At 44.3% G+C, this 15,613-nt stretch carries 13 protein-coding genes and 1 other annotated feature; all 13 genes read left to right on the top strand.

Annotation, left to right across the window (positions count from 1 at the left end):
- Window positions 1–2 precede the first annotated feature (2 nt).
- The 13 genes from sepF (at window position 3) to carB (ending at window position 15,612) form a co-directional block, all read left to right on the top strand.
- Complete coding sequence (gene sepF, locus PU629_RS16065) at window positions 3–449, top strand: cell division protein SepF (protein WP_275281063.1); 447 nt, start codon at window positions 3–5, stop codon at window positions 447–449.
- Window positions 450–515: 66 nt separating this feature from the next.
- Window positions 516–791 (top strand): YggT family protein, encoded by a 276-nt coding sequence (locus tag PU629_RS16060; RefSeq protein ID WP_275281062.1) that lies wholly within the window; start codon window positions 516–518, stop codon window positions 789–791.
- A gap of 6 nt (window positions 792–797) precedes the next feature.
- A complete protein-coding gene (locus PU629_RS16055; RefSeq protein WP_275281061.1) occupies window positions 798–1,571 on the top strand; it encodes a YlmH family RNA-binding protein in 774 nt (257 codons plus the stop codon).
- A gap of 154 nt (window positions 1,572–1,725) precedes the next feature.
- Window positions 1,726–2,250, top strand: a complete 525-nt coding sequence (locus PU629_RS16050) for a DivIVA domain-containing protein (protein WP_275281060.1) — start codon at window positions 1,726–1,728, stop codon at window positions 2,248–2,250.
- Window positions 2,251–2,320: 70 nt separating this feature from the next.
- Window positions 2,321–2,547: a binding site (T-box leader), on the top strand.
- 73 nt (window positions 2,548–2,620) lie between these two features.
- Window positions 2,621–5,371 carry an isoleucine--tRNA ligase gene (gene ileS, locus PU629_RS16045; protein WP_275281059.1) on the top strand — a complete coding sequence of 917 codons (2,751 nt, stop codon included), beginning with the start codon at window positions 2,621–2,623 and terminating at the stop codon, window positions 5,369–5,371.
- A gap of 219 nt (window positions 5,372–5,590) precedes the next feature.
- Window positions 5,591–6,295 carry a TraR/DksA C4-type zinc finger protein gene (locus PU629_RS16040; RefSeq protein WP_275281058.1) on the top strand — a complete coding sequence of 235 codons (705 nt, stop codon included), beginning with the start codon at window positions 5,591–5,593 and terminating at the stop codon, window positions 6,293–6,295.
- A 509-nt stretch (window positions 6,296–6,804) separates the two neighbouring features.
- On the top strand, window positions 6,805–7,260 hold the full coding sequence (lspA, locus tag PU629_RS16035; protein WP_275281057.1) for a signal peptidase II: 456 nt from the start codon (window positions 6,805–6,807) through the stop codon (window positions 7,258–7,260).
- Window positions 7,261–7,262: 2 nt separating this feature from the next.
- Window positions 7,263–8,189 (top strand): RluA family pseudouridine synthase, encoded by a 927-nt coding sequence (locus PU629_RS16030; protein ID WP_275281056.1) that lies wholly within the window; start codon window positions 7,263–7,265, stop codon window positions 8,187–8,189.
- A 212-nt stretch (window positions 8,190–8,401) separates the two neighbouring features.
- Entirely contained in the window at window positions 8,402–8,944 is a 543-nt protein-coding gene (pyrR, locus tag PU629_RS16025; RefSeq protein ID WP_481900445.1) for a bifunctional pyr operon transcriptional regulator/uracil phosphoribosyltransferase PyrR, read from the top strand.
- A gap of 190 nt (window positions 8,945–9,134) precedes the next feature.
- Window positions 9,135–10,073 (top strand): aspartate carbamoyltransferase catalytic subunit, encoded by a 939-nt coding sequence (locus PU629_RS16020; protein ID WP_275281054.1) that lies wholly within the window; start codon window positions 9,135–9,137, stop codon window positions 10,071–10,073.
- Complete coding sequence (locus tag PU629_RS16015) at window positions 10,024–11,307, top strand: dihydroorotase (RefSeq protein WP_275281053.1); 1,284 nt, start codon at window positions 10,024–10,026, stop codon at window positions 11,305–11,307. The genes PU629_RS16020 and PU629_RS16015 overlap by 50 nt, the downstream gene beginning before the upstream one ends.
- Entirely contained in the window at window positions 11,304–12,398 is a 1,095-nt protein-coding gene (locus PU629_RS16010; RefSeq protein WP_275281052.1) for a carbamoyl phosphate synthase small subunit, read from the top strand. The genes PU629_RS16015 and PU629_RS16010 overlap by 4 nt, the downstream gene beginning before the upstream one ends.
- Entirely contained in the window at window positions 12,391–15,612 is a 3,222-nt protein-coding gene (carB, locus tag PU629_RS16005; protein ID WP_275281051.1) for a carbamoyl-phosphate synthase large subunit, read from the top strand. Before PU629_RS16010 ends, carB begins: the two co-directional genes overlap by 8 nt.
- Window position 15,613 lies beyond the last annotated feature (1 nt).

The raw sequence follows: 15,613 nt of genomic DNA, 5'->3' as shown, positions 1-15,613 counted from the left end.
GAATGGGTTTAAGAGCTGCATTTAAGCGCTTTTTTGATCTGGATGAGGAGTATTCAGACGTCAATAAAGGAAACGAGCCTTCTGACTATGAAGAAAGGGCTGTATCCTTTAAGTCCGAGAAAGAATTAAAGAAGCCTCAACTAAATAATGTCATTGATTTCAAGCGTGTTCAATCGACTCAGCAATTTGTTTGGCTGGTTCCTAACCATTATGATGATGTTTTAGAGATAACCGATCACTTGCAGGATCATAAAACGGTGGTTTTTTCAATTAAAGAACTTCCGATTGAGGAAGCAACTCGTCTTCTTGACTTTCTTAGCGGAGCGATACATATTTCTCAAGGGACTATCCAGAAAATTAGACCGTTCGTTTTTATAGGTTCTCTGGACAATCTTAATCTTAACGGTGACTTTATTGAACATATTGAACAGCATGTTATAAATCATTGAAAAGGAACAGTCTCGGGTAAGCTCAAAAACGGGATTGGTTTAATAAAGTGAAGGTGAGGGGTGTTCTTGTACTTAATCACGTCGATCGTTTCAGACATCTTAAGGATTTATTGGTGGATTTTAATTATTTATATTTTTATGTCTTGGGTACCAAATATTCGGCAGTCTGGGGTTGGACAACTGTTTGCCAGGCTTTGTGAGCCTTATTTAGAACCATTTCGTCGCATTATTCCTCCTCTTGGTATGATTGATATTTCGCCTTGGGCCGCTTTCTTTGTGCTATGGCTCGCGCAGCTTGGAGTGGCTAATCTCCCGCTTATTATTCAAAATATAACGGGGTGACCTGAAGTGTCTATTTATCAGCATTTCAGAGAGGAAGAGCGGCCCTTTATTGATGCGATGATGGATACGCGCAATAAAGTGTTGGAACGTTATACACCGAAATTGACAGACTTTCTAGATCCTAGACAACAGGAAATTGTAAGAGCTCTAGTTCCAGCTGATGGTGAGCTAACTGTTGATTTTTGGGGAGGCTATAAAGAAGCTGAGCGAAAACGCGCCTTGTTTCTACCCCCTTATTCAGATGACCTCTCAAGAAACTTCAAGGTGGCACTCTATGAGTTGAACTATCCTGCCAAATTTGTAACGATTGAGCACCGTCATCTTTTAGGGTCACTAATGGGGCTTGGACTTAAGCGCGAAAAATTTGGGGATGTGCTTATCACGGAAAGCGGCGCCCAATTTATTGTCGCTGAAGAGATTGGTGATTATGTACGATTTAATTTGAATCAAGTCGGAAAAGCAACGGTTACTTGTGAACCATGTTCTTGGGATGATTTTCAACCTCCTCAAGTCGAATGGGAGGAGCGTCAAGGCTCTGTTCCTTCTTTAAGGCTTGATGTGGTCATTGCCGAAATTTATCGGTTAACCAGGTCAAAGGCAGTGGACCTTGTTAAAGGAGAGCGTGTTAAAGTGAATTGGAAAGTGATTGATAAACCATCCTATGAATTAACCCCAGGTGACGACTTATCCGTACGCGGTTTTGGCAGAAGTCGATTAATTGCCATTGATGGAGAAACACGGCGGGGAAATTTATGGGTGACATTTGGTCAACTTAAATAAGAGAGATTCACGGGCTCGCGCGGCGTTAATGGCATAATCTGACCGATGCTTATCTTCATAAAAAAATTCTTTTTGAAAAGAAGCAGGAATAATCTCTACATTTGTCGAAATTTACATGGTAAAATTGATTGAAAGAAAATTGGAGGTGGCATCTATGCCATTAACACCCTTAGATATACACAATAAGGAGTTTACACGTGGATTTAGAGGTTATGATGAGGATGAAGTGAATGATTTCCTTGATCAAATTATTAAGGATTATGAAGTCCTTATTCGAGATAAAAAGAATTTAGAAGAAAAGAATCAAAAATTAGAAGAACGGCTCAGCCACTTTTCAAACATTGAAGATACATTGAATAAGTCCATTTTAGTGGCTCAGGAAACGGCAGAAGATGTGAAGCAGCATGCCACCAAGGAAGCGCGATTAATCGTCAAAGAAGCTGAGAAGAATGCGGACCGGATCATTAATGAAGCCTTGAGCAAATCAAGGAAAATTTCCTTGGAAATAGAAGAACTGAAAAAAGAGGCGAAAGTGTACCGCACACGCTTTCGTATGCTAATCGAGGCGCAACTCGAATTACTAAGGAATGATGATTGGGATAAGTTATCAGAGCCATTTGAGGACGAGGCGTTACAAGAACATGATTCATCTGAATTTGCAACGCGTTATCGTGATTAACAAAGCAGATAAACGAGTCAGGACTTGACGACTCTCTCTCTTTTTTCATATACTTAAAAAATATTAATGTCATTTAGCTGTGATAGGGACAGTAAGTCGATTGAACAGTTTCAGCGAATTGGGGATGGTGAGAGCCCAATCAGAGAGACCGGCTGAATATCACCCTTGAGCTCTATTCCGAAAGGGCTAAGTATAACGTCCTGAGTAGACAATAGCGGGTCATTCACGTTACGAATTCCGAGTGGCTTTTTTCAAAAAAAGCATTTAGGGTGGTACCACGGACCTTCCGTCCCTTTTTTGGACGGAAGGTTTTTTGCTGTTTAATTAACCAAATGGTTGGAACGGACTAGGAAGGTTTGGAGGAGAGAAAATGGATTACAAAGACACATTGTTAATGCCGAAGACGGATTTCCCAATGCGCGGGGGGCTTCCTACAAAAGAGCCTAAGATGCAAGAGGAATGGGATCAAGTCAATCTTTATCAAAAAAGCTTAGAAAAACGCAAAGGGAAACCAACTTTTGTTTTACATGACGGACCGCCATATGCGAATGGTGATATTCACATTGGTCACGCTGAAAATAAAATCTTAAAAGACATGATTGTTCGTTACAAATCAATGGCTGGTTTTTATGCGCCTTATGTTCCCGGCTGGGATACGCATGGTCTGCCAATCGAACAAGCGCTCGCGAAAAAAGGGGTTAATCGTAAATCGATGTCCATTGCGGAATTCCGTAAGCTTTGTGCGGATTATGCTTTGGAACAAATCGACCGTCAACGCACTCAATTTAAACGCTTAGGGGTAAGAGGCGACTGGGAAAATCCTTATGTCACGCTTCATAACTCCTATGAAGCTGCTCAAATTAAAGTGTTTGGAGAAATGGCGAATAAAGGGTATATCTATAAAGATAAAAAAACGATCTATTGGTCGCCAACCTCGGAGTCAGCCTTAGCAGAAGCCGAGATTGAATACCAAGATAAGCGCTCTCCATCTATTTATGTCGCGTTTAAACTAAAAGAAGCACACGGGGACTTGCTCGCTGGGGATGAGGAAATCATCATCTGGACCACAACGCCTTGGACCATTCCTGCGAATGTGGCGATCAGCGTTAACCCTGAATTCAATTATGTTGTTGTTCAAGTAGCGGATCACAAATACATTGTCGCTGAAGGTCTCCTAGAGGATCTTAAGCAGCAGTTTGGCTGGGAAGGTGCCTTGGTGCTCAAGACCTTTAAAGGCAGTGAAATCGACCGTGCTGTGGCCAGACACCCTTTCTATGACCGTGACTCACTAGTAATCAACGGTGACCACGTGACGCTTGAAGCCGGTACAGGATGTGTTCATACAGCTCCAGGACACGGGGAAGATGATTTTATTATCGGGAAGAAATATGGTTTAGATGTTCTTTGCCCGGTTGATGAAAAAGGGGTTATGACTGATGAGGCTCCTGGATTTGAAGGCCTCTTCTATGATCAAGCGAACAAACCGATCACGGACAAACTAAAGGAAGTCGGTGCCCTGATCAAGCTTGATTTTATCACGCACTCCTATCCGCATGATTGGCGGACAAAGAAACCGATCATCTTCCGCGCGACTGAACAATGGTTTGCGTCGATCAAAGATTTCCGCGATGAAATTTTAAAAGCTATTACGGAAGTGAAGTGGCTCCCAACTTGGGGTGAGGTTCGCATCCATAACATGATGCGTGACCGAGAAGATTGGTGTATTTCAAGACAACGTGTTTGGGGTGTGCCTATTCCTGTGTTTTATGGGGAGGATGGAACGCCGATTTTGACACCTGAAACGATCGATCATATCTCCAACCTGTTCCGTGAGCATGGCTCAAATATTTGGTTTGAGCGTGAAGCAAAGGACTTACTTCCTGAAGGCTTCACATCACCGCACAGTCCAAACGGCATCTTCCGCAAAGAGACGGATATCATGGATGTTTGGTTTGATTCAGGTTCATCCCATCAAGCGGTTCTTGAGCAGCGTGAGAATCTAGTTCGTCCAGCGGATATTTATCTTGAAGGATCTGACCAATACCGCGGTTGGTTCAACTCTTCCTTATCAACAGGTGTGGCTGTAACAGGGAAAGCCCCTTACAAGCAAGTCATTAGTCATGGCTTTGTGTTAGACGGGGAAGGCCACAAAATGAGTAAATCCGTCGGTAATGTTATTGATCCAATCAAAGTGATGAAGAATCTCGGTGCGGACATTATTCGCCTTTGGGTTTCATCAGTGGACTTTACGGCGGATGCACGTGTATCGGATGACATTTTAAAACAAGTCGCAGAAGTTTACCGTAAAATCCGTAACACACTTCGCTTTATGCTTGGGAATTTAAACGGATTTGATCCTGCAAAAAATAGTTTAAAATTTGATCAACTAACTGAAATGGATCAATTCATGATGCTGAAGCTCCAGCAGCTGACCAATCGTGTAAGAGAAGCGTACGATAATTATCAATTCTTAGGGGTTTATAATGCGATCCATAATTATTGTACAATTGATCTAAGTGCTTTCTATATGGATATTGCAAAAGATACACTCTATACGGATGCTGAAGACAGCCGTTCAAGACGTTCGGCCCAAACCGTTTTGTATCAGACGCTTGTTACCCTTACCAAGCTTTTAACACCGATTATCCCTCATACGGCTGAAGAGGTGTGGAGCTACATTCCTGGTGAGAAAGAAGAGTATGTTCAATTAAGTGATTTACCTGAAGCCGTCACCGTCGAAGATCCAAAAGGTCTCCTTAATAAATGGGAAACTTTAATCGAGGTTCGCGATGATGTCTTAAAAGCGTTGGAAGTGGCGCGTAATCAAAAAGTGATCGGAAAATCGCTTGAAGCAGCTGTTGCGATTTATCCAAAACCGGAGTTGCAAGCTCTTTTAGAATCCGCAAAGGACTTAGAGCACTTGTTTATCGTTTCACAAGTCACTCTTGGCGGGACTTATTCAGAAGCCCCAGAAGAAGCTGAAAAAGCGGAACATGTGGCAGTTGTCGTCCAACCGGCTGAAGGTGAAAAATGTGAACGTTGCTGGATGGTATTGCCAAGTGTTGGCGCTCATCCAGAGCACCCCGACCTCTGTGACCGTTGTGCAGAGACAGTCAAATAATCGCAGTCCAAAGGCACTTGGATTTTTCCAGGTGCCTTTTTTATATACATAAAGAAAATCGACCAAAGTAGAAGGGCATGGCGCGAGCCAATATTTTTCTAATGGAAATGGTGGTAAAGCTTTGAGTGATTTGACAACTATTTATGGGTCTAAGTGACACGGACTTTTCAAACACTATAAGCAGTGAGATTTCTCACTCTAAGGAAGGAGGCGACAGGAATGGATTCCTATTCATATGACAAGCTCAAACAAGAGCTACTGAAAGAAAAGCAAGAGATTTTGCATGAGTTCAAAGTCACAGAAGAATTTGGAATGGATGAGGGCTATGCCTCTCAATCGGCTTCTGGAGAATTATCTCAGTACGATAATCACCCCGCTGACGAGGCGACTGCTTTATATGAACGTGAAAAAGACATGGTTTTAAAACAAATGCGCGAAGAACAGCTTGAGGACATTGACGCTGCCTTAGAGCGAATGGAAAAAGGGACCTATGGAATCGATGAGGAAACAGGTGAGGCGATCCCGTATGAACGCCTCGAAGCGCTTCCCACAGCCAGGACGGTTAAGAAAAACTCACCCAATACCTTTATTAATCATGATCGCCCGATTGAAGAAGAAGTCCTTCGGGATATGGAGAAAGAGTATTATACAGGTTCTGATGAAACGGAGTTCAATGAGCAAAATGCTTATGACCTTGTTGCCGCGTATAACCAATCCGGCATGACTTATGATGGCTCATCTCTTATGGACAGTTATGATGGCTTAGGGTATGTTTCCTTAGTTGAAGCCATTGGCGCTACTGGAATTGAAGGGTATACCGGTGATGAGAATGTCCAGTATGTGAAGAACATCCAATATGACCAATGGATGAACCAGGAAAATGTAGCCGAAGAAGACCCCTATTCAGATGAATCGATGGATTGACAACGAGGAGTTACTCCTCGTTACATAGAGAGAGCAACGGATCCCGATCCGCTAAAAGGTGCTTGAAAAATAAACGGAAGATTTCCGTTTAAATGAAGAGACACTCCAATTTTCATAAAAATAAGGGGAGTTATTCCGTTTATACGTATTCAAAGCCATGAATTTGTCTTCATTTAGATCTGTTAAGCGGAAAACCTCCGCCTATTTTCGTTTTTTAGTCGACATTTTTAACAATAGCCGGAAATTCTCCGCCTATTCATTCTGGCAATAACTAAAAATGGAGTCAGCAAGGCATCATTCATTGGCCGCCTGAAATAAAACTAACGCAATGATGGCCCATTCCGATTAGGCGACCGCTCTTTGATTCGCTTTTTAGTTTGAATAAAACCGAGTTAGTCGGCTACTTTCTTTGTTTTATGGGCTTATGGGGAATCCATTTGAATCTTTGTTCGTCTTCTTCTTACTTATATGCTAAAATTTTAAAGCAGAAGGCTAAGGAGGAGAACGAGATGATATATTATGCACTCGCTATTTTTGTCGTACTTTTAGATCAAATCAGTAAATATGTTGTATCTCACGCTATGAATGTGGGAGATAATATCCCCATCATTCCGAATGTCTTTTATATTACGTCACTCAGAAATTCAGGAGCAGCTTGGAGTATCTTAGAAGGAAGAATGCTCTTCTTCTATATCATCTCTATTGTCGTGCTTGTGGTTGTCATTTATTATATGCAAAAACTTGGCCGCTTTAAGCCGCTCTTAGGAACTTCTTTAGGGCTAATTATTGGCGGGACTCTCGGCAATTTTATCGACCGCTTGTTGCATGGACAAGTTGTGGATTTTATTCATGTCTATATCGGATCTTATAGTTATCCTATTTTTAACTTAGCGGATTCGGCTTTATGTATTGGGGCTGTCTTATTATTGATTTACTCGATCGTAGACAGCAAGAAGGAGAAGTGATTATGGACGAAGAAACACTCGATAACCAACTCATTATTACGGAAACTGAAAATGGAGAGCGTCTCGATAAAGTGTTGAGCGAGTCGCTCGAGGATCTATCGCGAACAATGATTCAAAAATTAATTAAAGAAGGTCATGTCCGGGTCAATGAAGGGCAAGTCAAGCCTAATTATAAGGTTCAAATGGAGGACCGAGTGGAATGGCAGATGCCTAATATGGAGGAGCCAGACATTCTTCCAGAAGATATTCCCCTTAACATTTTGTATGAAGATGCGGATGTTATTGTCATTAATAAACCTCGGGGGATGGTTGTTCATCCGGCTCCCGGCCATTATACGGGGACGCTCGTCAATGCGCTGCTCTTCCACTGTCAGGACTTATCCGGTATTAATGGAATCATGCGTCCTGGGATTGTTCACCGAATCGATAAAGATACATCAGGTGTCATGGTCGCAGCAAAAAATGATCGCGCTCACCAATCTCTTGCCGCTCAATTAAAAGCTAAGACAACCGAACGCGTGTATCAAGCGATTGTTCATGGTGTTCCGATGCATGATAAAATGACCATCGATGCTCCAATTGGGCGTGACGAAAAAGACCGCAAAAAGATGGCGGTCAATCTAAAAAACGGTAAGAATGCGGTCACCCATGTTCAAATTGAAGAGCGTTTTTCTCATTATTCACTAGCAAGCTGCCGCCTTGAGACAGGAAGAACACATCAAATTCGCGTTCATATGGCTTACATTAATCATCCGATAGCCGGTGATCCTAAGTATGGGCCGAAATCAACGCTCGCGATTGATGGGCAAGCCTTACATGCTAGGGAGCTCGGTTTCGTGCATCCATCAACGGGGGAAGACATGCATTTTTCTGCTCCTCTTCCTGAGGATATGACCCAGCTTTTGACTGAACTTCGAAATAACGGTTGACAGTCCTTCTTCTATTTGAAATAATAATTAAGGAATATGAATCGAATAGCCTTCCTTTTAATTCGGTCCCGTGAGGCTGAGAAAGGTCATGATATAAGCTTGCTGTAGCAATAGGATTTCTCCTACTTGAGGCACAGCTTACTAGGATGGATCCTCATAACCTTTCTCGCAGATGTGAGAGAGGTTTTTCTATTTTAAGATGAAAAGAGTGGGTGCCGGTGGAAAAAGTTATACTGGATGAACAGGCGATCCGACGTACACTTACACGCTTATCTCATGAAGTGATTGAGCGAAATAAAGGTGTTCAGGATCTTGTATTGGTTGGGATTAAAACTCGAGGGGTGTACCTTGCGAGACGAATTGCTGAACGGATTCAGCAAATCGAAGGCCATCCTATTGATGTGGGAGAACTGGATATCACATTATACCGAGACGACCTCACCGTTCGAACAGAGGACCGTGAGCCGCATATAAAGGGTGCCGATTTACCTGTTAATATTAATGGAAGAAAAGTTATTTTAGTGGATGATGTGCTTTACACGGGACGCACAGCTCGGGCTGCTATGGAAGCAGTTATGGATCACGGGCGGCCTGCCTCAATCCAGCTAGCCGTTTTGGTTGATCGCGGCCATCGCGAACTGCCGATTCGCCCTGATTTTACAGGGAAGAATGTGCCGACGTCAAAAGATGAAATCGTAGCGGTTAAGGTTCAAGAAGTCGACCAAACCGATGAAGTCAGTCTAATAAGTGAATAAAGATCCCTTTTAAATGCAGTCCTGTGAGGCTGACAAAGGGAGGTACTTAGGATGGGCAAAAAGAAATTTTAGAAATTTCTAATTTGCCGAAGACTACCCCTGCCCATCCAGATAAACCTCTCAGTCAGCTGACTGAGAGGTTTTTTCGTAAGTATCTGACACAAGATAGGGATATAAGAGGAGGGTCATGATGACCAATCTATTATCATTAGAGCACTTAACACTTGCTGAAATTGAAGCCATCTTAGATCAGGCTGAAGCGATCAAAAGCGGCAGACTGTCTGTTCAAAGGCCTGGATTTGCTGCCAATTTGTTTTTTGAACCCAGCACTCGAACACGATTTAGCTTTGAGGTAGCTGAAAAGAGAATGGGGCTTCAAGCTTTAAATGTGGATGTGACAACCTCTAGCGTTCAAAAAGGCGAAACCTTGTATGATACCTTAAAAACACTGGAAGCCATTGGAGCGGAAGTCGCCATTATTCGTCATCCTGAGGACTGCTATTATGAAGGCTTAGCGGAAACCCTTAACCTCTCCATTATTAATGCAGGGGACGGGAGCGGGGACCATCCCACTCAAACGCTGCTTGACCTGATGACCATTCGGGAAGAGTTCAACCGGATAAAAGGGTTAACGGTCGCGATCATTGGTGACTTAAGGCATAGCCGTGTGGCCAGGTCTAATGCCAAGATCCTCTCACGATTGGGGGCTAATCTCATTCTTTCTGGTCCGAGAGAGTGGCAAAACAATGACTTCCCAGGTATTTATTTACCTGTTGATGAAGCGATAAAGAAAGCAGACGTTGTCAATCTGCTGCGTATTCAGCATGAACGGCATAACGGGACAAAAGCCTTTAATAAAGACGATTATCATCTAGCTTATGGGTTAACGATAGAACGCGAGAAAACGATGAAAAAAGGAAGCATCATTATGCATCCGGCACCGGTCAATCGCGGCGTTGAAATAGATAGCACGCTTGTTGAAGGGCCGCGTTCCCGTATTTTTAAACAAATAGAGAACGGCGTTTACGCAAGAATGGCTGTATTGAATTGGGTTCTAAGTCAAAGGGAGGCAGAAAATTATGGGGATGCTACTTACAAATGGGCTCACTCTACTAAACAAAGAGCTTAAACAACAAGACGTTTTGATTGAAGGAAACCGGATTGTCGAGATCGGTGAGTCCATTGACTCATCCGACCATGCAGTTATAGACCTTGAAGGAAAGCTTCTCGCGCCTGGTCTTGTCGATTTGCACATCCATCTCAGAGAGCCGGGTGGCGAACATAAGGAAACCATCAAGACCGGAACACAGGCAGCAGCAAAGGGCGGTTTTACAACGGTTGCGGCAATGCCCAACACGAATCCCATTCCAGATTCCGTAGAAGCCGTAGATGATTTGATGAGACGGATTGAAAAGGATGCGGCTGTCCGAGTTCTCCCTTATGGTTCGATTACAGCAGGGCTAAAAGGTGAGACAGTGAATGATTTGGCCGCTTTAAAACAGGCAGGTGCCTTTGCTTTTACAGATGATGGGGTCGGCGTTCAAACGGCTGGGAAAATGCTTGAAGCCATGCAAAAGGCGGCAAAAGAAGATGTCGCGATTGTCGCTCACTGTGAGGATAACTCACTCGTCTTCGGCGGTTCCGTCCATGATGGGGAGTTTGCTCGGAAAAACGGCCTTAAAGGGATTCCTAATATCGCTGAATCTGTTCAAATTGCTCGTGACGTGCTGCTGGCTGAAGCGGCGGATTGCCATTATCATGTTTGTCATGTCAGTACAAAAGAATCGGTACGAGTGATTCGGGACGCAAAACGAGCAGGGATTCGCGTTACGGCAGAGGTTTCCCCGCATCATTTATTGCTTGCAGATACCGATATTCCAAGCATAGATACAGATTATAAAATGAATCCACCATTAAGAGGGGTAGAGGATCGCGAGGCTTTAATCGAAGGCTTGTTGGACGGCACGCTTGATTTTATCGCAACGGACCATGCCCCGCATGCCGCTTCCGAAAAGGCGCTGCCGATCGAAAAGGCGCCATTCGGGATCGTTGGACTAGAGACGGCGTTTCCGCTCCTTTATACGCACTTGGTTAAAAAAGGAGTGCTCTCTCTTTCTGAATTGCTAGAGCGCATGACAAATAAGCCGGCAGAAGCCTTTCATCTGCCTTATGGAAAAATAGAGATTGGCGGGGAAGCGGACCTCGTTGTCATTGACCTAGAAGAAACACAAACAGTAGACCCGGCTCATTTCTTGTCCAAAGGGAAAAATACCCCATTTGCTGGATGGGAACTGGAAGGCTGGCCAACACTTACGATCTATCAAGGGGACATCGTATGGGAGAAAGGACGTGTGAGTGTATGAAACGACAGCTCATCTTAGAAAACGGTGCTTTTTTTGTAGGGGAAGGCTTTGGCAGCTCTGAGCTTCGGCAAGGAGAAGTGGTCTTTAATACAGGGATGACAGGCTATCAAGAAATTTTGTCTGACCCTTCTTACTGCGACCAAATTGTGACACTCACTTACCCGCTTATTGGTAACTACGGAATCAATCGTGATGACTTTGAATCCATTTCTCCAGCGGTTGCGGGATTGATTGTAAAGGAACTCGAGCAAGTACCTAGTCATTGGCGAAGTGAATACTCTCTGCATGACATGCTCGTTGAAAAAGGGATTCCGGGTCTTGCCGGAATCGATACACGCCGCTTAACCAAACTTGTAAGAGAATTTGGAACGCTAAAAGGCCGTCTCTGCGACATGGATGCGGATCCGGAACGTGTGGCAGCGGAGCTTTGTGAGACATCGTTTCCTACCGACCAAGTCTTTCGAGTTTCGACCAAAGTCGAGTACAACAGCCCAGGGCTTGGACAGCGAGTGGTCATCATGGATTTTGGAATGAAAAAAGGGATTCTTCGGGAAGCGTTGAAGACGGGTTTTGATATTGTGGTTGTCCCGCATACAACACCCGCTCAAGCGATTTTACATCTCCATCCGGACGGCGTTCTTTTAACAAATGGACCGGGAGACCCAACAGACGTTCCTCATGTGATCGAAACCGTTCGTGAGCTTCTTGGTAAAGTACCGCTCTTTGGGATCTGTCTCGGTCATCAGCTCATTGCTTTAGCAAGCGGGGCGACGACGAAGAAAATGAAGTTTGGTCATCGCGGCAGTAACCACCCGGTAAAAGATTTGGATACAGGGCGCTTCTATATGACGTCACAGAACCATAGCTACACGGTGGATCCAGAGTCTTTAAGCGGGACAGGCTTGCGCGTCTCACATGTAGCGATTAATGATGGGACGATCGAAGGGTTGAAGCACACAGAATTTCCAGCTTTCAGTGTTCAATTCCATCCTGAAGCGTCACCTGGACCAGAGGATTCTCGTCCATTATTTGAAGAGTTTAAGCAGTTAATCGAAGAATCAAAAAAGAAAGTAGGGGTGCTCCATGCCTAAACGCACAGACATTCAAAAGATACTCGTCATCGGGTCAGGGCCGATTGTTATTGGTCAAGCGGCAGAATTCGATTACTCCGGAACACAAGCCTGTCGAGCTCTAAAAGAAGAAGGCTATGAGGTCGTGTTGATCAACTCGAACCCGGCGACGATTATGACGGACACCGAGACAGCAGATCGCGTTTACATTGAGCCCCTTAATATTGATTTTGTAAGCCGCATTATTCGTAAAGAACGTCCTGATGGCATTCTTGCCACTCTTGGCGGTCAAACAGGACTTAATATGGCAATGGAGCTGGATCAAATTGGGATTCTTGAAGAATACGGGATTGAACTGCTCGGAACCAAACTAGCTTCGATCAAACAAGCAGAGGATCGAGACCTTTTCCGAAAGCTGATGGTTCAATTGGGGGAGCCTGTACCAGAAAGCCGGATCATCAATAACATGGAAGGCGCCCGCGAATTTGCTGATCTAGTCGGTTTCCCGCTCATTATTCGTCCGGCCTACACACTTGGCGGAACCGGCGGCGGTATTGTCAACGATTCAAAAGGTCTTGAAGAAATCGCGGCTAATGGATTGAAGCTAAGCCCTGTTCATCAGGTGCTCATTGAAAAAAGCATTGCGGGTTTTAAGGAAATCGAATTTGAAGTCATGCGTGACGGGAATGATGGAACGATTGCGATCTGCCCGATGGAAAACATTGATCCAGTCGGCATTCACACGGGGGATTCCATTGTAACGGCACCGACTCAAACGCTCTCTGACCGCGATCTTCAGCGCCTTCGCAGCGTGTCATTAAGAATCGTCCGTGCGCTTAAGATTGAGGGGGGCTGTAACGTTCAGCTTGCCCTTAATCCAAACAGTGAAAATTACTATATTATCGAAGTCAATCCTCGCGTCAGCCGTTCATCCGCTCTTGCTTCTAAGGCAACAGGTTATCCCATTGCGAAGGTAGCGGCAAAAATTGCGGTTGGCTATCACTTGGATGAAATCAAAAACGCGATTACAGGAACGACCTATGCAAGCTTCGAGCCTTCGATTGACTACGTCGTAACCAAAATGCCAAGATGGCCGTTTGATAAGTTTGAATCGGCGAATCGTACCCTTGGTACCCAAATGAAGGCAACCGGTGAAGTGTTAGCCATGGGAAGAACCTTTGAGGAATCCATTCTCAAAGCGGTTCGTTCACTTGAAGCCGGTTATGATCACCTCTGGTCAAAACCGATTGCAGAGAAATCGGATCAAGAATTAATTGACGGCATCTTAAAAATGGATGATGAGCGGATTTTTTATATCTCAGAAGCGTTTCGCCGTGGCACCACCATTGAGGAGATTTGGTCTTTGACTAAAATTGATCGCTACTTCCTGCAAAAGATTAAAGCGATTATCGATCTTGAAAAAGAACTCGCGGAAAACAGGAACAACGATTCAGTTTTAGAAAAAGCGAAGCGCTCAGGCTTTTCTGACCGTGCTATTGCCCGCATTTGGGGCGTTCATGAACGAGAGATCTATCATCATCGTAAAGAAACCGGACTTTTTCCAGTCTACAAAATGGTGGATACGTGCGCGGGTGAATTCGAATCCGAAACCCCCTATTACTATAGCACCTATGAAGAAGAGAATGAGAGCGTTCGTACTGACCGCGAAAAAGTGATCGTGCTTGGATCCGGTCCGATCCGCATCGGTCAAGGAATTGAATTCGATTATGCGACGGTTCACACGGTCTGGGCGATTAAAGAATGCGGGTACGAAGCGATTATCATTAATAATAATCCAGAGACTGTCTCAACAGACTTTAGTGTCTCTGACAAATTATATGTGGAGCCGCTCACAGTGGAAGACGTCATGCATGTCGTGGAGCTTGAAAAGCCAAAAGGCGTTATCGTCCAATTCGGCGGGCAAACGGCGATTAACTTAGCAGCCGAGTTAAGTGCTCGAGGCGTCCAAATTTTAGGAACTTCACTAGAAGCAATGGATGAGGCAGAAGATCGAGATAAATTTGAGCAGTTAATGATGCGTTTAGACATTGCCCGTCCAAAAGGGAAAACCGCCTTCTCAACTAAGCAAGCTGTTGCGATCGCTTCTGAAATCGGCTATCCCGTTCTCGTTCGCCCGTCTTATGTGCTTGGGGGACGCGCGATGGAAATTGTCTATAAAGAAGCAGAACTCATTCAATATATGACCAATGCGGTGAAAGTCAACCCGGACCATCCAGTTCTCGTTGACCGTTACTTAGTTGGGACAGAGGTCGAAGTGGATGGCATTTCAGATGGCAAGGATGTCTACATTCCAGGGATCATGGAGCATATAGAACGGGCCGGTGTTCACTCAGGAGATTCCATTGCGGTATATCCTCCACAGAGTTTGAGTCAGACCGTCAAGGATAAGATCATTGAGACAACCATAAAAATTGCGAAAGGGCTCAAAATTATCGGCCTCTTAAATATTCAATTTGTTATTCAAAACGAAGAGGTTTATGTTCTAGAAGTGAATCCGCGCTCAAGCCGCACCGTTCCTTTTCTAAGTAAAATTACAGGGGTTCCAATGGCTAATATTGCGACTCGCGCGATTTTAGGTCAGGACCTCGTCTCACAGGGATTCGGTACGGGGTATCATCAAGAGCCGGATGAAGTTTTTGTTAAGGTGCCTGTCTTCTCTTTTGCAAAGTTAAGAAGTGTTGACATTACGCTTGGACCTGAAATGAAGTCAACGGGTGAAGTCATGGGCCGTGATCAGACATTAGAAAAAGCCCTTTATAAAGGATTGTTGGCAAGCGGTATGACGATTCCAACATTTGGTTCGGTTCTCTTTACCGTTGCTGATAAAGATAAGGAAGAAGCGCTCCCACTTATTAAACGGTTTGCTAATATCGGCTATAACATTCTGGCTACAGAAGGAACCGCACGTCTTTTGGAAGCTGAAGGCATTCGGGCAACAGTTGTCGCCAAAATTGATAAAGGAGAAACCGGTGAGCAGGATCTACTCAGCACGATCCGTGAAGGCAAAGCTCAATTTGTAGTTAATACGTTAACAAAGGGAAAGCAGCCGGCTAGAGACGGCTTCCGCATCCGCCGTGAATCGGTTGAAAATGGGGTGGTTTGTTTAACATCACTTGATACAACTGAGGCGCTGCTTCGAGTACTTGAATCCTTCTGCTTCTCTTCAGAAGCAATGCCAGCTATAGAACGACCCAAAACGGTGGTGATGTCTTGAA

This window comes from Pullulanibacillus sp. KACC 23026 (assembly GCF_029094525.1).
GTDB lineage: Bacteria > Bacillota > Bacilli > Bacillales > Sporolactobacillaceae > KACC-23026.
This window is presented reverse-complemented; position numbering and strand designations above follow the sequence as displayed.

Coding starts and splice junctions, on each gene's coding strand:
- PU629_RS16015 (WP_275281053.1), top strand. CDS start 10,024: ATGGGGATGCTACTTACAAATGGGCTCACTCTACTAAACAAAGAGCTT.
- PU629_RS16030 (WP_275281056.1), top strand. CDS start 7,263: ATGGACGAAGAAACACTCGATAACCAACTCATTATTACGGAAACTGAA.
- lspA (WP_275281057.1), top strand. CDS start 6,805: ATGATATATTATGCACTCGCTATTTTTGTCGTACTTTTAGATCAAATC.
- carB (WP_275281051.1), top strand. CDS start 12,391: ATGCCTAAACGCACAGACATTCAAAAGATACTCGTCATCGGGTCAGGG.
- PU629_RS16050 (WP_275281060.1), top strand. CDS start 1,726: ATGCCATTAACACCCTTAGATATACACAATAAGGAGTTTACACGTGGA.
- sepF (WP_275281063.1), top strand. CDS start 3: ATGGGTTTAAGAGCTGCATTTAAGCGCTTTTTTGATCTGGATGAGGAG.
- PU629_RS16010 (WP_275281052.1), top strand. CDS start 11,304: ATGAAACGACAGCTCATCTTAGAAAACGGTGCTTTTTTTGTAGGGGAA.
- PU629_RS16040 (WP_275281058.1), top strand. CDS start 5,591: ATGGATTCCTATTCATATGACAAGCTCAAACAAGAGCTACTGAAAGAA.
- ileS (WP_275281059.1), top strand. CDS start 2,621: ATGGATTACAAAGACACATTGTTAATGCCGAAGACGGATTTCCCAATG.
- PU629_RS16020 (WP_275281054.1), top strand. CDS start 9,135: ATGACCAATCTATTATCATTAGAGCACTTAACACTTGCTGAAATTGAA.